The sequence below is a fragment of the Sphingopyxis sp. JAI128 genome, from assembly GCF_014207235.1.
In the GTDB taxonomy this organism is placed as follows: domain Bacteria; phylum Pseudomonadota; class Alphaproteobacteria; order Sphingomonadales; family Sphingomonadaceae; genus Sphingopyxis.
Map to the genome: position 1 here is coordinate 1 of NZ_JACHDA010000012.1, position 21080 is coordinate 21080.

Annotated in this window: 19 protein-coding genes; 18 read left to right on the top strand and 1 reads right to left on the bottom strand. The window is 59.8% G+C overall.

What is annotated here, in order from left to right:
* Positions 1-279: 279 nt before the first annotated feature.
* From HDC35_RS19385 to HDC35_RS19395, 3 genes are read left to right on the top strand one after another with little or no spacing between them, the layout of a single operon-like run.
* Entirely contained in the window at positions 280-504 is a 225-nt protein-coding gene (locus tag HDC35_RS19385) for a hypothetical protein (RefSeq protein WP_184649042.1), read from the top strand.
* Positions 505-544: 40 nt separating this feature from the next.
* Positions 545-4750: an RHS repeat domain-containing protein gene (locus HDC35_RS19390; RefSeq protein ID WP_184649043.1), complete on the top strand. Its 4206-nt coding sequence runs from the start codon at positions 545-547 to the stop codon at positions 4748-4750.
* Entirely contained in the window at positions 4735-5175 is a 441-nt protein-coding gene (locus tag HDC35_RS19395) for a hypothetical protein (RefSeq protein ID WP_184649044.1), read from the top strand. Before HDC35_RS19390 ends, HDC35_RS19395 begins: the two co-directional genes overlap by 16 nt.
* A gap of 221 nt (positions 5176-5396) precedes the next feature.
* On the opposite strand, the gene HDC35_RS19915 is transcribed toward HDC35_RS19395, so the two are convergent.
* Positions 5397-5798, bottom strand: coding sequence for a TrbC/VirB2 family protein (locus HDC35_RS19915; protein WP_184649045.1), 402 nt, complete (start codon positions 5796-5798; stop codon positions 5397-5399).
* A gap of 161 nt (positions 5799-5959) precedes the next feature.
* On the opposite strand from HDC35_RS19915, the gene HDC35_RS19405 reads away from it, so the two are divergent.
* From HDC35_RS19405 to HDC35_RS19475, 15 genes are all read left to right on the top strand, one after another.
* Positions 5960-6274, top strand: coding sequence for a TrbC/VirB2 family protein (locus HDC35_RS19405; protein WP_260397854.1), 315 nt, complete (start codon positions 5960-5962; stop codon positions 6272-6274).
* A 3-nt stretch (positions 6275-6277) separates the two neighbouring features.
* Positions 6278-6562, top strand: a complete 285-nt coding sequence (locus HDC35_RS19410) for a type IV secretion system protein VirB3 (protein WP_184649046.1) — start codon at positions 6278-6280, stop codon at positions 6560-6562.
* Positions 6541-8910, top strand: coding sequence for a VirB4 family type IV secretion/conjugal transfer ATPase (locus HDC35_RS19415; RefSeq protein WP_184649047.1), 2370 nt, complete (start codon positions 6541-6543; stop codon positions 8908-8910). The genes HDC35_RS19410 and HDC35_RS19415 overlap by 22 nt, the downstream gene beginning before the upstream one ends.
* A 2-nt stretch (positions 8911-8912) precedes the next feature.
* Entirely contained in the window at positions 8913-10130 is a 1218-nt protein-coding gene (locus tag HDC35_RS19420) for a type IV secretion system protein (RefSeq protein ID WP_184649048.1), read from the top strand.
* Positions 10127-10876, top strand: coding sequence for a virB8 family protein (locus HDC35_RS19425; RefSeq protein ID WP_184649049.1), 750 nt, complete (start codon positions 10127-10129; stop codon positions 10874-10876). Before HDC35_RS19420 ends, HDC35_RS19425 begins: the two co-directional genes overlap by 4 nt.
* Positions 10873-11571, top strand: a complete 699-nt coding sequence (locus tag HDC35_RS19430) for a TrbG/VirB9 family P-type conjugative transfer protein (RefSeq protein WP_184649050.1) — start codon at positions 10873-10875, stop codon at positions 11569-11571. The genes HDC35_RS19425 and HDC35_RS19430 overlap by 4 nt, the downstream gene beginning before the upstream one ends.
* A complete protein-coding gene (locus HDC35_RS19920; RefSeq protein WP_311770802.1) occupies positions 11568-12668 on the top strand; it encodes a TrbI/VirB10 family protein in 1101 nt (366 codons plus the stop codon). The genes HDC35_RS19430 and HDC35_RS19920 overlap by 4 nt, the downstream gene beginning before the upstream one ends.
* Positions 12665-13657, top strand: coding sequence for a P-type DNA transfer ATPase VirB11 (virB11, locus tag HDC35_RS19440; protein ID WP_184649051.1), 993 nt, complete (start codon positions 12665-12667; stop codon positions 13655-13657). The genes HDC35_RS19920 and virB11 overlap by 4 nt, the downstream gene beginning before the upstream one ends.
* A 104-nt stretch (positions 13658-13761) precedes the next feature.
* On the top strand, positions 13762-14370 hold the full coding sequence (locus HDC35_RS19445) for a discoidin domain-containing protein (protein ID WP_184649052.1): 609 nt from the start codon (positions 13762-13764) through the stop codon (positions 14368-14370).
* Positions 14371-14418: 48 nt separating this feature from the next.
* Positions 14419-14832 (top strand): discoidin domain-containing protein, encoded by a 414-nt coding sequence (locus HDC35_RS20000; RefSeq protein ID WP_409437966.1) that lies wholly within the window; start codon positions 14419-14421, stop codon positions 14830-14832.
* 442 nt (positions 14833-15274) lie between these two features.
* Positions 15275-15499: a hypothetical protein gene (locus tag HDC35_RS19455; protein WP_184649054.1), complete on the top strand. Its 225-nt coding sequence runs from the start codon at positions 15275-15277 to the stop codon at positions 15497-15499.
* 200 nt (positions 15500-15699) lie between these two features.
* Positions 15700-17424, top strand: coding sequence for a hypothetical protein (locus HDC35_RS19460; RefSeq protein WP_184649055.1), 1725 nt, complete (start codon positions 15700-15702; stop codon positions 17422-17424).
* Positions 17425-17615: 191 nt separating this feature from the next.
* The gene (locus HDC35_RS19465; protein WP_184649056.1) at positions 17616-17774 is read left to right on the top strand and encodes a hypothetical protein; all 159 of its coding nucleotides are present in this window, start codon (positions 17616-17618) and stop codon (positions 17772-17774) included.
* 16 nt (positions 17775-17790) lie between these two features.
* Positions 17791-20403 carry an RHS repeat-associated core domain-containing protein gene (locus tag HDC35_RS19470; protein WP_184649058.1) on the top strand — a complete coding sequence of 871 codons (2613 nt, stop codon included), beginning with the start codon at positions 17791-17793 and terminating at the stop codon, positions 20401-20403.
* A complete protein-coding gene (locus HDC35_RS19475; protein WP_184649060.1) occupies positions 20403-20963 on the top strand; it encodes a DUF4304 domain-containing protein in 561 nt (186 codons plus the stop codon). The genes HDC35_RS19470 and HDC35_RS19475 overlap by 1 nt, the downstream gene beginning before the upstream one ends.
* Positions 20964-21080 lie beyond the last annotated feature (117 nt).

Below are 21080 nucleotides of genomic sequence, written 5' to 3' on the forward strand. Positions count from 1 at the left end.
GACAAATCCCCGCGACCCATGACTGCCCCCCAAAAAGCAGTCTTGAATCAGAAGAAGGCCGGTTTGGGAATCCCTTTTGTCAACACGGCCTAATTGCGCCGGTGGAAAATATCCCAACTTACCCAAGCGGTTTTAAAAAGCTGCCATTTTGGTAGCAATTCTCAGATTTTACATCGTTGTTTAGATTGACTGTTTTGCAATCGATCCATAGCCTTCGTGTCAAGCAACGTTAGTTTGCAGGGTCTCCATTATCGTCCTGTTTTCAGTTGGGAGTGATCAATGAATCGCGCCTGGTTACTTGGCATTCTGTTGCCGTCGCTCGCGATCGCGACGCCCGCAACCGCAGCGGAAACCGTCACCTACACCTATGATGCCAAGGGGCGCCTCGTGAAGGTCGTGCGCACCGGCACGGTGAACAACAATGTCACCGTCGAATATGCGCATGACAAGGCCGACAACCGGACGCGGCTGAAGACGACGAACTCGCCTAACCCGCCACCCTAGGCTGCTACGCGATCAATAGGGGTAGAAGAAGGGGGAAGCGATGAAAGCGAACGGTATTCTTGAACTTCGGCCTAGCGGAACCGCATTGGCTTGGTCGATTTTTGTTGCGACGTTGACACTGAGCAACGCCGCTCATGCCCAATCCTATGCGCCGCCCGCCGCGCCGCCGGTAAGAATGACCATCGACGCTAATGGCGTCGACCTAATCAGCGGACAACTAGATCAAGACGCTGCCATTATTTCCGCCGGTCCTGAGGGCGAAGATGGTATATCATACACGGTTGGGATTGACGGGGTATCCGTAACTGATAGCGATTCGGCTCAGATATATTTCAACGAGACCACCCACAAAACGAAGGTAGTCATAGGTGGCAGGTCTATAGAATTCTCCGGATATATTCCTGGCCCATTCGTGGAAGCTGAGGCGAATGGAGATTCTCTGACATTCAATGACGCAGCTAAAGAGTATACATTTATAGATCGAGATGGAACGAAATACGTATTTCTACAGTCGCAGAATTTGGCACCCAGCGGGGCCGGTCCGGATGGCTTGGATATGGGTCCCTTGGTAAGAATAATAAAGCCCAATGGAAACACGAAAAATTTCACGTACGCGCGAGTTGTAAAGCCAATAATTGTGGGCTCTGGTCCAGGAACCCATCTCGCCGGCTATGCCGCGGTCCGGCGCTTACAGTCCGCCCAGACAAATTCGGGCTGGATGATCAAGCCGGAATATGCGGGTGACTCTACGGCGACTCTAGACGACCTACTTCCTTGGATGCGAGCCGTTAAGGTAACGGCATTTGACAATGCGATCGTTGGTTGCTCAGCTACGGCAGATCATTGCACGATGCCCAGCGGTTATAGTTGGCCGGAACTCACAATTGCATTGGACGGTGTCGGCTGGCGAAATATCACTCACCCCAACGGCATCCAGGAAAACATAACCGGCAGTTCGAGGCGATGGCTCGCAGATACCGCCGCCCATTTCTCCGCCACGCGCACGGGCGGGCAAGTCACCTCAGTTACGAATGCCGGCGTGGTGACGAGCTATGGATATGTCGACGCATCAGGGGTCAGGACGACCACCAGGACAACTGCGGCCGGTAGCGAAATATACAAGTTCGATATCGCCGGAAAACTTCTCAAGGAATATACTGATGCTGTCGGAAACGCAGTCCAATACGAGTATGACTCGAACAAGCGGCCCACCCGTGTCACGTATCCCGAGGGCAACTATGAGGAAGTAAGTTATGACGCTCGCGGTAACGTCACAACGATACGGCGCGTGGCGAAGCCCGGATCGGGCCTCCCCGAAATCGTCACAACCGCTAGCTATGACGCCACATGTGCGAATAGGGTAAAGTGCAATAAACCGAATGCGATTACGGATGCCAAAGGCAATGTGACCAACTTCACCTATGACCCTGTTCATGGCGGCATACTCACGGTGACCGCTCCAGCCGCGACCGTAGGCGGCGTCCGTCCACAAACACGATACAGCTACACGCTGATCAACGGAATCTACGAGTTGACGGGCATATCGGCTTGCCAAACTGGGACATCGTGCGACGGAACGGCCAACGAATCGAAGACTACGATGACATATAACGGCAAGAATTTGCCCACTATAATCACGACTGCGACCGGGAACGGCAGTGTCAGCAGCAGCGTGGCCTATAGCTATGACGTCGTCGGCAACCTCCTGACAATTGATGGCCCGTTGGCCGGAAGCAGTGACACCACGCGCTTCCGCTATAACAGCGGTAGGCAACAAATTGGTGTGATTGGGCCAGATCCCGATGGTGCTGGTGCTCGCAAGCACGCAGCTCAGCGCCTAACGCTGGATACGAAGGGCCGGGTTTCAAAGCAGGAGTCTGGCACAGTCAACAGCCAGAGCGATAGCGATTGGGCCGGTTTCAGCACCATTTCCTCGGTGACTCACGACTACGATGTCAATGGCAAGCCGGTGAAGCAGGTGGCGTCCGGAACGTCGGGCGCAGTGAGCGTTACCCAGTATAGTTATGATGTCTTGGGACGTGTCGGTTGTATGGCGCTGCGAATGAATCCGGCGACGTGGGGATCGCTACCCGGGAGCGCTTGCACAGCGGCAACGCCGGGCAGTCTCGGCCCAGACCGGATCACGCGCAACAGCTATGATGCGGCGAGCCGCATCATAAAAGTGGAGACAGCGGTCGGCACCGCGGCGGCGTCGGACGAGGTGCGCACCGCCTATACCAACAATGGGCAGGTCGCCCATGTGATCGATGCAGAGAGCAACCGAACTAGCTATTATTACAACGGCCACGACCAGCGCGTTCGAACGCGATATCCAGTTGCGACTAAGGGCGCCGACACGAGCAATGTAAGCGACTATGAATTTCGGGACTATGATGATGCCGGTCTGCTCATAGGTCATCGACTACGCGATGGGACAATCATCGGCTATAGCTACGACAATCTGGGGCGAGTGGTAACGAAGAATCTGCCCGGATCCGAACCCGATGTCACCTATGCCTATGATCTGATGAGCCGCCCGACGAGCGTAGCGCAAGGCGGCCAGACGCTTAGCTTCGTCCATAATGCGCTGGGGCAGCTAGCGAGCCAGACGGGACCGCTCGGAACAATCGGCTACACTTATGACCCCGCCGGCCAACGCCTGACAATGAGCTATCCGGGAAGCGTGCTCACCATCAATTATGATTACGATGTCGCCGGTAATGTGGTGAAAATCAGGGAGAATGGCGCAACATCTGGCGTTGGCGTGCTGGCAACCTACGCTTTCGACAACCTCGGCCGCCGCTCCAGCGTCACGTTCGGCAATGGCAGCGTCCAGAGCTTCACCTACGACGCGGCCTCGCGCCTTTCGACGCTGACGAACAATTTGAACGGCAGCGCAACCGCGAACGACCTCTCGCAAACCTTCACTTATAATCCGGCGGGCCAGATCGCGAGCGTGACGCAGAGCAACGACGCCTACGCTTGGCAGGCACATTATAATGTTGACCGCAGCTATATTATTAACGGACTCAACCGGATCACGAACATCGGCTTGGCTACCTTCACCTACGACGGGCGCGGCAATCTCACAAACGACGGAACAAACAGCTTCACCTACACGGCAGAGAACCTGCTCAAGACAGCGCCGGGCAGTACGACTCTTGGCTACGATCCGCTCGGTCGGCTCTATGAAACCGTAAAACCACCGACGACGACGCGGTTCCTCTATGATGGGATTGCCATGATCGGCGAATATAATGGATCGAACGCCGTGCAGCGCCGATATGTCCACGGCCCCGGCATCGACAATCCGATCGTCTGGTACGAGGGCAGCGCAGTCAACAACAGCACCCGGCGGTTCCTGATGGCGGATCAGCGTGGCAGCATTGTTAGCATCACTGACAGTGCGAACCTAACGATCAGTATCAATGCCTATGACGAATATGGTATCCCCTCGCCATCCAACGTCGGACGATTTGGATATACCGGCCAGACATGGCTGCCCGAGGTCGGCATGTGGAACTACAAGGCCCGAATGTACTCACCGACCCTCGGGCGATTCATGCAGACGGACCCCATCGGATATGAAGATGGCTTGAATTGGTATAACTATGTCGGCAGCGATCCCGTGAATGCCACTGACCCGCTCGGTCTGAGCTTCAACAGATGCCACTTTACCGGTTTAGCTGGCAGCATAGACGTTTGTGGTACTTCGCGGCCCGAACCTGTAGATAGGCTTTTTTGGGACCGTTATTTTTCAAATCCCAACCCAAATATCTTCACTAATCCTAATTCTTATGCGGCATGTCCGGATTGTGCCAAAGCCCCCGCGTCAAATCGACCCAAACCTAAGAAAGGCAAGCTGTCGCAGTGCATGATCGATTTTCTGAACAGAAGAGCGCTTGGATATGATTGGAATAAGGTCACTTTAGTTGAAGGATCGACGTGGGGAGGACGGAGGGCTAGCACTTCGCAAGATAAAATTACATTTAATAAATGGTCATCTCGCAATGATTTGGACCTTTTATTTCATGAGCTAGGCCATATGCCTCAATGGTCTTCTGGAGCTTTGACTACTAAAGGATATGCTTCGGAAGCGGTGGGGTCTTGGTGGTCTGGTAATACGTGGATTCCTGATGAAAATCAAATTTGGCAAGATTCTTCCTTTGAGCAAGAGGCTGAATTATTTAGCGAAACTATGATGGATGCTTATAAAAGTGAGGGTATGCCATGTTCAAAAAAATAGCATGCTTATTAGTACCGGCATTTATTCTTGCTGCATGCCAAGAGAGAGATGATCTTAGGGACGAAGATAGCGATAATATTAAATCAATAGCATCAGCTCTTCCGCTTAAGGAAAGGTATGACCTTTATGTCGAAATATACTCATCAGACATACCGCCAAATAAGCTATTGGCAAAGGAGGTGGCCTCACTAGGAAGGCCGGCATTCAAAATGGCTGTAGATAGAGCTAGCAAAGGAAATGAAGTAGATATTTCATCTTCGATTGTTATAATTGATAATTACAACGAAAATTACAAATCAACATGCTTAGAAGGGGAGTACATGAGAATTAAATCGCGTATTGAGCGTAAATTTGAAAATGCGCAAGCCAAGGATCATGTTATATCTAGATTGAAGCGCGCCTGTCGAATTGGACATGCTAATTAAATTAAATAGTTCTCTAAATACGGGCCTGCGCTGATGGAGGTTTAGAGTGGTTTTAGCTTCGTCTTATCTCGAAATTTTTCTCTAATCTCTCGATATAATTCGTCACAATTCTCTACCTCCGGCAACGTTTAACGACGGTGCGTCCTCGAGGATGAAAGCGTTTATTGTGAAGACGTGGAGAAGTGAGCTGAATTCGATGCGACTTGCTGATGCAAAAGGCGTCAACGGCGAACTGGAACCGACGCGCCAGCATATGGATCGTAAGTAGAGTTCTTTGGCTGGGCCGTGACGCGCGATGAGCTCTCCAGTTGGCTGGGCGTCGGTTCATAAGGTGCTCTAGGCGCGACGTCAGAACTTGTGAAACCTGCAATCGCTGCGGCGATAATGCCCGCACCGAACAATAGAAAGCATCCCACCACCACCGTGATACCGCGTCGCAGCTCCAACCTGCCCGACAGCATGAGCAGCCCGATCGCCGCCACCGCAACGACCGCGACTGTGGTAGCGACCCCGCCAAGCGCAGCACCCTGCACCCACGCCGCGCCCTCTGCGATAGGATTGTGAGCAGGCGGATCACTCAGCGAAGACGTTGGCGAATACATAAAAGCTCCAGCAATCATCATTCAGCGCGATTGGTAGCGCTGGGCAATTACAGAAGCCGCCAGTTTGGCACTAATTATCTCCACAATCCGTCGATTTCGGCTGGCAGCGGCATTGGGTGAAGACTAGCCTCACGATCGAAATCAACGCAAATATTTGCGGCAAGCGGGGGAATTTCGTGGCGCTGAGGCATAAAATCGCCACTTGGGCGGCAGCACTGACGACGATGTTCCACGCGGCAACTGCGCAGGCGCAGGATATCGCCGACCCGGCAGGCTCGGGCGTTCTCGTTTCGGCGGTGCGCTGGCTCGAGGGCACGCTTCTCGGGACGGTAGCCACGGTGGTCGCCGTGATCGCGGTCGCCACGGTCGGCTTCATGATGCTCACGGGCAGGATCAACTGGCGTTATGGCGCAACGGTCATTCTCGGCTGCTTCATCCTGTTCGGTGCCGCGAGCATCGTTGCGGGCATCCAGTCCACCGCCAGTCTCGGTCGCTGAGCGATGAACGGGGTCGAGCGCGATGCGATGTTCGTCGCGCTGACGCGCCCGCAGATGTTCGCGGGCGTCACCTACAGCTATTTCGTCGCCAACGCGGTCCTCGCGACCGAGCTTTTCCTGATCTTCAAGACGGTCTGGGCGCTGGTGTTCGCGCTGGTCGTCCATCTCGCGGGCGTGCTGCTGTGCCTGCGCGAGCCACGCTTCTTCGATCTCTGGCTTGCCAAGGTCGGCCGCTGTCCGCGCGTGCGCAATTTTGCGATCTGGCGATGCAACTCCTACCGGCCCTGACATCGTCGGCAAAGACCGTCGCAAAGGAAGCGCCGGCGGGACGCCATCTGCCCTATGGTCATCATGTCGATGACCATACGATCGCGACGCGCGACGGGCTCTTGATGCAGATCATCGCGCTTCGCGGCCTGCTCTTCGAGACCGCCGACACCGAAGAGATCAACTATCGCAAGCGCCTGCGCGACGCGATGCTACAGTCGATCGGCTCGTCGCGGTTTGCGCTCTACCATCATATCGTCCGGCGCCGGGTCGATGTGCGGCTCGACGGCGCGTTCGGCGATCCCTTTTCGGCGAAACTCGACGCCGCGTGGCAAGGCCGGCTCGATCGTCGCCAGCTCTTCGTCAACGACCTCTATCTGACCCTGATCCGCCGGCCCCTCCAAGGGCGCGTCGGCCTGCTCGACGGGCTGCGCGAGAAGCTCGGCGGCACGCGTTCCGCGGCCGAAAGCGAGACGCATGAGCTGCGCCAGCTCGATACGGCACGCGAGGCGTTGATGGCCGCGCTCGGCAGTTACGAACCGGCTTTGCTCGGCGTGTACGAAGGCAAGGCCGGGCTATGCTCTGAACCGCTCGAATTCCTCGCGACGCTCTACAATGGCGAAAACCGCCCGATCCTGCTCCCGACGCAGGACATCGGCGCCTATCTGCCCGATCGCCGGATCAGCTTCGGACAGGAGACGGTGGAACTAGGCCCCACCGGTCATGCGGCGCGCAGCTTTCTCGGGCTCGTGTCGATCAAGGACTATCCGGGTCAGACGAGCCCCGGCATGTTCGACGAACTGCTGCGCCTGCCGTTCGAGCTCACCGTTTCGCAGTCCTTCGGCTTCATCGAGCGGCAGGCCGCGCTCGGACGCATGAACCTGACGCTGCGGCGCATGCGCTCGGCCGAAGACGAGGCATTGAGTCTGCGCGCCGACCTGTCGAACGCCAAGGACGAGGTCGCCGCGGGCCGGTCGGGGTTCGGCGAACATCATATGACGATCGCGGTGCGCGGCGCCTCGCCCGCCGAGGTCGATGCCGGGGTCGCCGAGGTCCAGGCGACGCTGGCCGATCTCGGGATCATCGCGGTGCGCGAGGAAATTGCACTCGAGCCCGCCTTCTGGGCGCAGTTTCCGGGGAACTTCAAATATATCGCGCGGCGAGGGCTCGTCTCGACGGGCAATTTCGCGGGGCTCGCGAGCGGCCACAATTTTGCGCTCGGTCAGCCCCACGGCAATCATTGGGGCGATGCGGTCACGCTGTTCGAAACGACCGCAGCCGGTCCTTACTTCTTCAATTTCCATCAGGGCGATCTCGGCAATTTCACGATCATCGGGCCGTCGGGATCGGGCAAGACGGTCGCGCTCAACTTTCTGCTCGCGCAGGCGCGGAAGTTCGACCCCCGGATCGTCTTCTTCGACAAGGATCGCGGTGGCGAGCTGTTCATCCGCGCGATCGGCGGGCGCTACGACGTGCTGCGTCCCGGCGCGCCGTCGGGCCTCAACCCGCTCCAGCTCGAAGACAATGCAGCGAACCGCCAGTTCCTGATCGACTGGTTGGCGCTGCTCGCGGGCGGCGCGAGCGTCGAGGAGCTCGCCGAGATCAAGGACGCTGTCGATGCCAATTATGCGCAGCCGCCGCATCACCGGCGGCTGCGCCATATCGTCGAGCTGTTCCGCGGCGGACATCGTCCGCGCGCCGATGATCTTTGGTCGCGCCTCAGGCCATGGTGGGGCGACGGCGAGCGCGCGTGGCTCTTCGACAATGAAGTAGATGCGACCGACCTTTCGGCCCGCTCGGTCGGGTTCGACATGACGCAGATTCTCGACGATCCGGCGGTGCGCACCCCGGCGATGATGTATCTCTTCCACCGGGTCGAGGAGCGGCTCGACGGCAGCCCGGCGATTATCGTCGTCGACGAGGGCTGGAAGGCGCTCGACGACGATGTGTTCGTGCGCCGGATCAAGGATTGGGAAAAGACGATCCGCAAAAGGAACGGCATCGTCGGCTTCGCGACGCAGAGCGCGCAGGATGCGCTCGAAAGCCGGATCGCGAGCGCGATCATCGAGCAGGCGGCGACGCAGATCTTCATGGCGAACCCCAAGGCGCGTCACGAGGATTATGTCGAAGGCTTCGGGCTGACGCCGCATGAATATGAGCTGGTGCGCTCGCTCCCCGACAGCGCGCATTGTTTTCTCGTCAAGCACGGCCATGAAAGCGTCGTCGCGCGGCTCAACCTCAGCGGCGAGCGCGAGCTGCTCACGATCCTCTCGGGACGCGAGCGTACGGTGCGGATCCTCGATGAACTTCGTGGCCTTCATGGCGACGCGCCTGAGGCGTGGTTCGACAAGCTGATGGAGCGCGCCTGATCATGGCCGTCTGCGATGCCATCCCGAGCCCCGAAAGCTTCGCGCCGAGCGTCCTCACCTTCCTCGATTGCCAGGCGCAGGCCATCGGCGCCGGCGGCTATGGCGCATTGGCGGCGCCGGGCTCGACCGCTTCGGTGCTGCTCACCGGCATGGTCACGCTGCTGATCGCGTTTATGGGCTACCGGATGCTGCTCGGGCACACGCCGACGGTCCGCGAAGGCGTGCTGACCTTCGTCAAGATCGGGCTTGTGCTTGTGCTCGCTACGAGCTGGCCGGCTTACCAGATCCTCGTCTACGACATCATTCTGCGCTCGCCCGCCGAACTGGCGGCGACGATCGGCGGCGCCGCGAGCCTGCCAGGCAGCGCCGGCGGGTTGGTCGACCGGATCGACGCGGTCGACCAGGCGCTCAAGCTGCTTGCGATCGAGGGCGTCGGTCCGGTGCCGCTGGGTGCCAATGGGCAGCCCGTCATACCGTCGGTGCCGCCGCCGCCCTTCATCGGCTTCGACAATTTCGCGCTGGGGTTCGCGCGGGTGATTTTCCTCGTCGCGACGATCGCCTCCTTCGCCGTCGTTCGCATCGTCGCCGGCCTGCTGCTCGCGCTCGCGCCGCTGTTCGCGGCCTTCCTGCTCTTCGACGGAACGCGCGGACTGTTCGCGGGCTGGCTGAAGGCACTCGTCGGCTCGGCGCTGGGCAGCCTTGCCATCGCGATCACCCTCGGCGTCACGCTCGCTTTTCTCGAGCCCTGGCTCGCTACGCTGCTCGCGCGCCGCGGCGCGGGGCTCGACATCATGGGGGCGCCCGCGCAGATCTTCGCCGCGGCGGCGATCTTCGCCATCGCGCTCGCCGCGGTCATGGTCATTGTCGGACGCGCCGCTTATGGTCTCCGCATCCCCGCTTGGCTGCCGGCGTGGCCCGCACCCGATTTCGGGATCGGCACGCAGCGCGCCGAAGCCGCACGCCAGCCCGTCGCCGCGCATGTTCCCATCGAGAGCCGTTCGCGCGCCGCGGCGATCGCCGACGCGGTCGCGATCACTCAGCGCCGCGAGGCGCTTGCCGCCGAAGGCGGAAGCGGATCGCGCGCCGTTCACATCGCCCGCAGTCTTGCCGACCGCGAACGGGGTGAACGCACTGCTGCCGCATCGACGGCATACGCATCCGGGCGCCGCACCCGGCAACGCATTTCCTCGCGCGCCCTTGCCAGAGACAGACGATCATGAAGAAATCCAGCCGCGAGGCGCTCGACGCCTATTATGCCGAAGCGGGAAGCTGGGCGAAGGACCAGACCGATGCCCTGCGCGCCTCGCGCCGCACCGCCTGGTGGGTCGCGGGCGCGGCGTCGGTCATCGCGGTGTGCGAGGCGCTGGCGCTTCTGTTCCTGACACCGCTCAAGACCGTCGAGCCCTATACGTTGCTCGTCGACCGCCAAACCGGGTTCGTCCAGCCGCTCAAACCGCTCGAGCCCGACGCGATCTCGCGCGACCGCGCGCTCACCCAGTCCTTCCTCGTCCAATATATCATCGCCCGCGAAGGCTTCGACATCGACATGCTTCAGAGCGACTATCGCAAGGTCGCGCTCTGGTCCGCCGGACGCGCGCGCGACGAATATCTCTCGGGCATCCAGGCCTCGAACCCCGACAGCCCGCTCATGCGGCTCCCGCGCACCTCGCTGATCGACGTCGAGGTCAAGAGCGTGACGCCGATGAGCGACGACAGCGCGATGGTGCGCTTCGACACGCGGCGCCGCGATGCGGGCAGGCAGGTGACGCCGGCGCAGCCGTGGGTCGCGATCGTCCGCTTTGAATATAGCGGCGAGCCGATGAGCGTCGCCGACCGCATGATCAACCCGCTCGGGTTCAAGGTGACGCGCTATCGCAAGAGCGCCGAGGCGCTGCCGGCGTCCGCCGCGCCTACGGCTGAGGCCACCTCAACCGGGTCGGCGCAGCCGATCGCTGATCGCCAATGATCCGCCGCTTTGCCCTTTCGGCGCTCTTCCTGCTCGCCGCGCCCGGCGCGGGCGCGCAGGTGCGCCCGCAGCCCGGCTATGGCGACGCGCGGATGCAAACGGTCGACTATCATCGCAACCAGGTCGTCGAGATCGAAGGCGCGCCGGGCTATCAGGTGATGATCGCGCTCGCCCCCGACGAGCAGATCCAGAATATCGCGGTCGGCGACAGCGGCGCATGGCAGGTCGTGGCGAGCCAGAGCGGCAACATGCTGTTCGTGCGGCCCGCGCAGGGCGGCGTCAGCACCAATATGACCGTCATCACGACCGCGCGCTTCTACGCCTTCGACCTCGTCCCCTCCAACGGCGCCCCGCCCTATGAGGTGCGGTTCCAATATCCCGCCGAGACTGCCGACGCCGCCGCGGTGCCCGACCCTGGCGCCGCGCCCGCCGCGCTCTATCGGCTCAAGGGCACGCGGTCGCTGCGACCTGCCCGGATGTACGACGATGGCGCCAAGACCTATATCGAATGGCCCGCCGACGTCGCACTTCCGGCGGTCTTCTTCCTCGACGATCATGGGAGCGAGCGGCTCGCCAACGGCAATATGCGCGGGGCTTTCTATGTGATCGACAGCGTCTACGAGGAGTTGCTGTTCCGCATCGACCGCAAGAGCGTGCGCGCGAAGCGTTATTTGCCCAAGGACGATGCGTCGTGAGCGCGCCTGCTGCCGACCCCGCACCTCCCGAAGCCCCGGCGGAGCGCGGCGCGCTGCCCGAAGTCGCGCGCCCGCGCGCCGGGCTCTCGGGTGCGGCGATCGCGATCGGCGCCGGGGCAGCAGCCCTGCTGCTTTTCTCGGTTCTCGATTCGCGGCGGCGTGCTCTGTCGGCGCCGGCGGTGCGCCCAGCGCGCGCCGATCTCATCGGCGTGTCGCAAGCGCCGCCGCCGCTCTTTATCCCGCCGATCCCGCGCGCCGCGGCGACGCCGCCGCTTGTTCCGCCGTCAAGCCCGGTCGCGGTGGTAGAGGTGCAGCCGCCGCGCCCCGCTCCGGGGCCGCCGGACATTTCTTACGCGCCAGCGCCGCCACCCGCCTATCTGCCTACGCCCGAGCCCGCCCCACCGCCGCGGACGAGCAGCGGCCCGATCCTGGTTGTCGATACCCAGGCGCGCCTTGCGGCCGAAGGCGCTCCGACCTCCGGCGCTGCGAACGGACAATCTGCGGCACAGCCAGGTACGGCAGCGCGCAGCCGCGCGGGATCGATCGCCAATCGCGCGACCACAGTGCCGCAAGGCACGCTGATCCCCGCCGTCCTTGAAACCGCGATGAATTCGACCGGCGCGGGGTTCGCGCGCGCGCTCGTTCAGCGTGACGTCCACGGGTTCGACGGCACGCGCGTCCTCATCCCGCGCGGCAGCCGCCTCATCGGTGAATATGCCTCCGACACGAGCCCCGGCCAGAAGCGCGCTTTCGTCACCTGGACGCGGCTCATCCGCCCCGACGGCGTGACGATCGCGCTTCAGTCGCCCGCAACCGATCCGGTCGGCGTCGGCGGCGTGCGCGCCAAGGTCAACAGCCATTTCTTCGAACGCTTCGCGGGATCGATTCTGCAAACAGCGATGCTCATCGGCGGCAATCTCGCGACGCGATCGGTCGGCGATTCGGTTGTGATCGCGCTGCCCGGATCGCTGCCGGGTGCAGGCGCGACGACGCAGGCGACGCAGATCCCGCCGACGCTCAGCGTCCGGCAGGGCACAAGCATCAGCGTCTTCGTCGCGCGCGATCTCGATTTCACCGGGGTCGAGGCAGGGCGATGACGGTGACCGCGCTCGCCGACCGCGTCTATCTCGGCAGCTATCTGGCGCCGCTGGCGTTCGCGCTCGAACGCGCCGACGTCACCGACATCTATATCAACCGGCCGTATGAGCTCTGGGTCGAGACGCTCGGCGGATCCATCGAGCGCCACGATGTACCGACGCTGGGCGACGCGCTCCTCGCTCGGCTGGCCCGGCAGGTCGCAGCGCTCAGCCATCAGGGCATCAGCCGCGAGCATCCGCTGCTTTCGGCAAGCCTGCCCGATGGGTCGCGTATCCAGATCGCCGCGCCGCCCGCGACGCGCGGCGACATCGCGATCGCGATCCGCAAGCACGTGTCGGCCGACCTGTCGCTCGACGATTATGTCGCCGCCGATGCCTTTCGTGGGGTCCGAGAGGCCGGGCGAGGGCAACAGGCGACGGTCGAGCGCGTGCGTGCGCTGGTCGACGCCGGTAAGATTGCGGAAGCCTTGCGCGAGGCGGTGCGGGGACGGCTCAACATCCTGATCTCGGGCGGCACCTCGTCGGGCAAGACGACGTTCCTTAATGCGCTGATCCGGGAAATTCCGGAAGGCGAGAGGCTGGTGCTGATCGAGGACACCCCGGAGATACGGCTGGATCATGCGAACGCCGTAGGGCTGATTGCCGCGCGCAGCGCGCTGGGCGAAGCGGCGGTGACCGCAAATGATTTGGTGTCGGCTTCGCTACGCATGAGGCCCGACCGCATCATCTTGGGTGAACTGCGTGGACCCGAAGCCTTCGCCTTCCTGCGCGCGATCAATACCGGGCATCCGGGATCGATGACCACAATCCACGCAGACAGCACCCAACGCGCGTTCGAGCAACTCGCGCTGCTGGTGCTGGGGGGCGGCTCGACGCTCCGGCGGGATGATATCCTCGAATATGTGCGAACGACTGTTGATGTCGCGTTCCAGCTTCAGCGAGATGCAAGCGGGCGGCGGGTAACGGAGATTGCGGTTCGAGAAAGGTGAGCTGACGCCAGCCGGGGAACGGCGTTTTGAAGATGAGAGAGCATCTTCGCACGGATTTTGATGGTTGAGCGACGTTTGGCGCAAGGGGCGCCACGGGGGGAATCATGAAACTTGCACGTATGTCGTTATGCGCGGCTGCTTTTCTTGGCCTCAGTTTGGCTGGCGTCGCAACAGAGACGATCTCCTACACCTATGACGCCAAAGGGCGCCTGGTGAAGGTCGAACGAAGCGGCTCCGTGAATAATGGCGTTATGACGGAATATACCCATGACGCCGCTGACAATCGTCAGAGGGTCAAGGTTACGGGGTCACCGGATAGCTCTTCGTGCAATTCCACCATAGCGTCCGGCTACTCGGCGAGTTCCGTATTTGGCGGCTATACCGGGTTGTCGGGCGATGGCTCGGGGATGCGCGACGCAATCTATGTCGGATCGGCCAGCGTTCATGGCACCGCCGCCGGCGACAGCGCGCCGTGGATATTGATGGACTTGGGACAAGAGCGAGCGGTGGGATCCGCGTTCGTCGCTCCGATTCGTTCCACATTCGGAAACTGGGGGGCCGCCTACCTCAACGGCGCGACACTCCAGCGATCGGCGGATGGCGCTACCTGGACGGACGTTGCAACCGTAAGCGGGGCGGCCGACGGAACGAAGACGAGCATCGGCGTTCACGCGACTGCTCGGTATCTGCGGTTGACCAAGGGCCAAGTCTGACTTGCGGTCGGAGACTTTTGTGTCGCGGGGCCGGTCCAATTGCCCGGATTGATCTCGCCGGCCAGCTACTCGGCGAGCTCCACATATGGCGGCTATACGGGTCTGGTGGGCAACGGCTCCGCCATGCACGATGAAGCTTATGCTGGAGCGACCAGCGTTCACGGCACTGCCGCCGGCGACTACACGCCATGGATACAGATGGATTTTGGCTCGGAACGATCAGTGGGGTCGGGGGTGGTTGCTCCGATCTCTACCGCATACGGGAACTGGGGTCCGTCCTACCTGAACGGCGCTGTTCTTCAGCGATCCACGGATGGTGCTAGTTGGACAACAGTGACGACGGTTTCCGGTGCGGCGGATGAGGTGAGGACCGCGATCGTCGTCAACGCGACTGCGCGCTTTATCCGGCTGACAAAGTCCAACCGATGGCTGGCGGTGGGGGACTTTTACGCTCTTCAATGATCCTGAATCTTGCGGCGCTTATTGCGTTCGAGCAGCTTGCGTGCCGGCACTCGCGGTAGTGTCCACGCTCCAGTGTCGCGTCATTCTCGCCTGCACGAATGACGGTCGACGCCGTGCTGCAGCCCAGCCGCGATGCGAGCGGGCGCCAAATGTCGAGTATATCGGTTGGCGGCCGCTTGAGTAAGGGTGAATAGAATATGATTTCAGGACGACCGGCAATCTGTGCAATCATGAAATGTCGGCCGAGCAAAATGCTTCGCGTTCGCCGAGGATCCTCGGCGGGCTTGCGTACTCCTCCGAAACGCTGCCAATTTGGTAACAATAGTCAGTTTCTACATCGTTGTTTAGATTGACTGTTTTGAAATCGGTCCATAGCCTCCTGTCAAACAACTTTAGTTTGCAGGGTCTCCATTCTCGTCCTGTTTTCAGTTGGGAGTGATCCATGAATCGCGCCTGTTTGCTTGCCATTCTGTTGCCACTGCTCGCGATCGCAACGTCGGCCACCGCCGCGGAAACCATCACTTACACCTATGATGCCAAAGGGCGGCTGGTGAAGGTCGTGCGCACCGGCACGGTGAACAATAATGTCACCGTCGAATATACTCATGACAAGGCTGACAACCGCACGCGGCTAAAGACGACGAATTCGCCGAACCCGCCGCCTTGATTACTACGAAAGACGGCGGCCAACGGATAGCAAGAAAAATGGGGACTGAGGTAATGCGCAAACTGGCTGAAGTGGGGAGCATCCCGGGTTGTATTATATCCGCTAGATTAGCTCGCTATCCTCAAGCACTTGCTCTTTTATATCTAGGCATATCGCACGTTGCTCATGCTCAGACTTTCCCGCCTCCGATCGAGAGCCCGGTGGTTGATGATTACGGTGTGGAGCTGAAAAGTGGGCGCTATGGAGGGCTCAACGTATCGCTTATTTCGATTGGCGGCGACGAGTCTTCCTCCCTGTCTCGAGTTTATGCCCCACAGAACGGTCGAGAGATGCTCGCTCAGTCGATCACCGATCGGCATTATTCTATTGTCAATCTCAGCAATATTCCAAATCAGTACGATCCATATGAGGTAGTTACGGTTCGATACCCGGGAGGTAGCAGCAGCTTTCGCCGCAAGCCGGGTACGTCAAACTGGACTCCGGAATACGCCACTGGCGCAACTTATGTTTCCGGCGCAACATGGGATAGTTGGGTGTTTACCGATAAGTACGGCGTCAGGGTCGAACGTGATAAGGTTACGTACCCGGATGGCCGAGAGATTTTTGGAGGGCAGGTATACTCAGCAGGAGCCGATCCCGTTATTGTCGATGTCGCTGACGTCCGGAACAATTTTGGATTCCGGTTGCGCACGACAAACCTGAGCCCGACATTTGTAACCCAAGCCGTCAATATGGCTTTGAACTATTGTAACAATGACCTCACGACGCAATGCCAAGGGCTGCAAGGCGTCCGGTCTGGTTCGGTGCAGCGGTCCTCGCGTACCCAAGTGAATCTGACGAATGCCGCGGGAGAGTTGACTCAGGTCGTATTGGAACCGATCGAGGCATTTGACTCCGAGCCTACCTGTTATGGGCCGAATGGTCAGCCATGTCAGTGGAATGGCACCAAATGGACTTACTATTATCCAAGTCAGGTAATCTTTCCAGGGTCGGCCAGTCCCAATATAGCGATGTCGTATATGCGCTATGGGACTCCGGGAAGCGCTACCCATAACGAGATATTGGTGAACCACGTAGATGTAAACGGAGTATCCGTTGGTTATAACAATGTCTACTCACCGACGGGGAGCTGGGGCGGCCCGAATGGCTATCAGGTCACAGTATCATCAGTGGCAGGTGGTCAGATACAACTCAATGCTCATTCACGCAGTCTTACCGTCCCCGCTTGGCCGCGGGGCAATCTCAATCTCGAGAGAGTAACGAACGGTTTATCGCAAACAACTTCTTTCGTTTACAACGCGATGGGAACAGTTTCGAGAGCTACCTATCCAGAAGGTAATAGTGTCGAGTATAAGTTCGACAGTCGATATAATGTGACCGAAGTCATCCGGCATCCGAAGACGGGGGCCAGCGAAACAGCGACGACGACACGGTATGAGTACATGCCATCTTGTAACGTTGCGACGCAGAACTATTGCAATTTACCAACGGCGGCAGTCGACCCGAAGGGCAATCGTACAGAGTACACGTATAACTCGCGCGGTCAGATTCTCACCACGACAGGAGCGGCACCCACAGCGGGTGCTGCGCGGCCCGTCACGACATACACTTACACGATGCGTACCGCCTATATCCTAGATAGCGGCGGGGGTGTTGTGGCGGCCGGATCTCCGATATCGATGCTCACGCGCAAGTCGGAATGTCGCACAACGCAAAACTGTGCAGGGACTGCTGACGAAATTGTCACAGAGTATGACTATGGCCCAACTTCTGGGCCAAATAATCTGCTCCGCCGCGGCGTGACGGTCAAAGCGGCGAATTCCGCTGGTCAGATGGAAGTTCATCGGACCTGCTACCGCTACAACTACTTCGGCGACAAGATTTCCGAAACGTCTCCCAACGCTGGGTTAGCGAGTTGCCCATGAGCGCGGCGCCGGGGATCAGATGTACGGGCGGGGGCCATATGTGGGCACGCCAGTCTCGTCTTTGCGGCAACCAACTGCGCCCATGCCCGCCCCCTGGATCCGATATGAACTCAGGGACGCCCCGGATCGGCACAGCTCAGGGCGTCCGAAAACGAGAGTGTGGGTCCAAAGTCAGCGCGTTAGCGCCGGTCGTGACGAACTTCGAATATGCTTCTAGCAATGGCTTCCGGCTCAAGGGCAACGGAGTCAGCACCGGCGGCGAGACCTTGCGCGCCTGTTACGGTTATGAGGTGCAAGGTCGCAAGAGCAGCGGGACGAAGGCTTCCGCCAATCTGACGAGCTGTCCGTGAAATGAGGTGCGCAATCATGAAGCATATCGTCCTGCCGCTCGCCCTAAGCGTGGGTGCAAGTCTGATAACATCGCCAGCGGCAGCGCAAACCTCGCCATCGGCGTATACAAGCGCGACGCGCTATGATGCGATGGGCCGGGTGACGGGCACGATCGCGCCCGATCCCGATGGGGCGGGACCGCTCAAATATGCGGCGACGCGGACCACCTACGATGCGGCAGGGCGACCGATAAAGGTGGAGTCGGGTGAGCTCGCAAGCTGGCACTCCGAAACGGTTGCGCCTGCGAGCTGGCCGACGGCCGCGGCCTCACCCGCGACGGGCTTCACGCGGCTTTCGGTGGTCGATACGGTCTATGATGCGCTGAATCGCAAGGTCAGGCTGATCACCCGGGGCGGCGACAATGTGGCTGTGTCGCTGATCCAGTACAGCTATGATGCGGTCGGCCGCCTTGAGTGTGTAGCGCAGCGGATGAACCCTGCGGTTTATGGCAGCCTGCCGGCAAGTGCTTGCACGTTGGGTGCGCAGGGCAGCTTCGGCCCCGACCGGATCACGAAGAATGTCTATGATGCGGCGGGACAGCTCACCAAGGTTCAGAAGGCCTATGGCACGCCCCTGCAGGAAGATTATGCAACCTACACCTATAGCCCGAACGGCAAGCGAACGAGCCTGACCGACGCGCGCGGCTTCAAGGCGTCGATGACATATGACGGGCACGACCGGCAGGTGAAATGGAACTTCCCGTCGCCGACGACGCCGGGCGTAGTATCCACCACCGATTACGAGCAATATGGCTATGACGCCAACAACAACCGCACGAGCTTGAGGAAGCGCGACGGGAGCGTCATCACCTATCAATATGATGCGCTGAACCGCAACACGGTGAAGATCGTTCCTGCCCGCGCGGGCCTCGCAGCAACGCACACGCGCGACGTCTATTATGGCTATGACCTTCGTGGGCTTCAGACCTACGCGCGCTTCGACAGCGGGGCGACGACCTCGGACGGGTTGACGACGTCTTACGACGGGTTCGGCCGAATGACGTCGTCGGCGATCAAGATGGACGGGGTCGCGCGAACGCTCGCCTATGTGTACGACAAGAACGGCAACAGGACACAGCTCACCTGGCCGGACAATATCAAGCATAGCTATAGCTATGACGGACTCGACCGGATGACGACGCTATATGAAGGCGCCTTGGGCTCGACCGTCAACCTCGTCAGCTATAGCTATAACAATCGCGGCCTGCGGGCGACGCAGAATGGACGATACAGTCAATATGCCGCGTTCAGTTATGATCCCGCGGGCCGCCTGAACGGGCTAGGTCACAACTTCCCCGGCAGCGCCAACGATGTGGCGTTCACCTATGGCTATACGCCCGCGTCGCAGATCGCGCAGCAGACCCGCAATAACGACGCCTATGCTTGGACCGGCCACTTCAACGTCGATCGCAGCTACACAGCAAACGGGCTCAACCAATATACGGCGGCCGGACCGGCGGCGTTCGCCTATGATGCCAACGGCAACCTAACCTCGGACGGGTCGACCACATATGTCTATGACATCGAGAACCGGCTGGTCAGCGCGAGCGGTGCGACAAATGCGACGTTGCGCTATGATCCGCTGGGCCGGCTTTACGAGACCGTCGGCGGCGGAAACACGACGCGACTCCTCTACGACGGTGACGAGCTAATCGCCGAGTATAACACCGCGGGCACGCTGCTGCGCCGCTATGCACATGGCAAGAATGTCGACGATCCGGTCGTGTGGTACGAAGGCGCGGGCCTTGTCACGCCGCGCTGGTTGCATGGCGATCACCAAGGAAGTGTCATTGCGGTCACCGACAGCAGTGGAGGTGCTGCGGTCGCGATCAACGCGTACGACGAATATGGTATCCCCAAGGCGGGCAACCTCGGGCGATTCCAGTACACCGGTCAAGCGTGGGTCCCCGAGCTCGGGGTGTATTACTACAAGGCTCGCATCTACTCGCCGACGCTTGGACGGTTCCTCCAAACCGATCCCATCGGTTATGAGGATGAAATTAATCTTTATGCGTATGTAGGCAATGATCCGGTCAATGGCACGGACCCCACCGGCACTGAAGGTGTCGTCGATGACGTAATCGATTGGGGCAAGATGGTCGTCAGCGATCTTGGTGAGCTTGCGGAAGGAATTTCGGAGGGCAGATTAGAATGGGCTTTCGGCGGCATGCCGCCGCAGCTCGGAGGCGGCGTAGTCAGCGAGAGCATAGCGGTTGCCAGAGCCGCCACTGCAATACGTGCTGAGGTTGCTGCAGCGAGGGCTGCCCCTGCTGCCACGCGAGGAGGTGAAAATGCCGCCGCCGCTGCCGGAAGACAGGCGCACAAGGAATTGGCGGGAAGAGTTGCCCAAAAACCTGGTTGGAAGTCAGAACCCAGGATGACGGGCGTGGACGGAAAGACCTACAAGCCGGATGTGGTAACGCCGCGAGGGAGGATCATGGAATTAAAGCCTGACACTGCGTCAGGCCGGGCCGCTGGCGCACGCCAAACGAGGAATTACAGCGAGCAATTGGGGGCACCCGCTCGGACCATCACTTACAAGCCACCGCCCCCTCCGCCGCCAGCGAAGCCTTGGTGGAGGATCTGGTGATGACAAAAAAGGAATTGATATCCAAGCTTGATGAAGTACTCGAAAAATATCAGTTTTATAGAAGTGGGCAAGTTTGGAATAGGAGCTATGCTGACTTTGTTGATGTGATTGATCTGCAGATCAGCAAAGCAAAGGATACATTCACGATTAACTTGGGGGTTGCAGACAAATTTGTCATGAAAGCTTGTTGGGGAATGGACGGTTCCAATGTGGTGGAAGAGCCGAAGTGCACGGTTCGTACTCGTTTAGGCGAACTGATGCATAGCCGAGATTTTTGGTGGAATCTCACGGACGAAGATGGCGTCGACGAGGTATTATCGGGCATTCAGGCTGCGGCGATCCCGTTCCTTCAGCGCAATCATAGCGTTGATTACATGATCGAAACGCTTGAAAATGATCCTGCGAGCAGGCGATATCCTCCAGGAATTATCTATCTCGCCTTGCTGCACCACCAAAGCGGGGAAAGCGGCCGATGCAGGGAAATGTTCGGGACCATGAAGCTGACTGGTGCATGGAATCAGAAAGCTTCGGAGATTTTGGCGACATTGAAGGGCGCCTAAAGCTGGAGAACCAGCAACACAGGCTAGGTCGTGTTGACAAAAGACTTCAGCCATAGGCGCGTTGCGGCGAGGTTGAGGAAGCTCTCGAACGAGAGCAGGGTTTTGTCATAGCGGGTG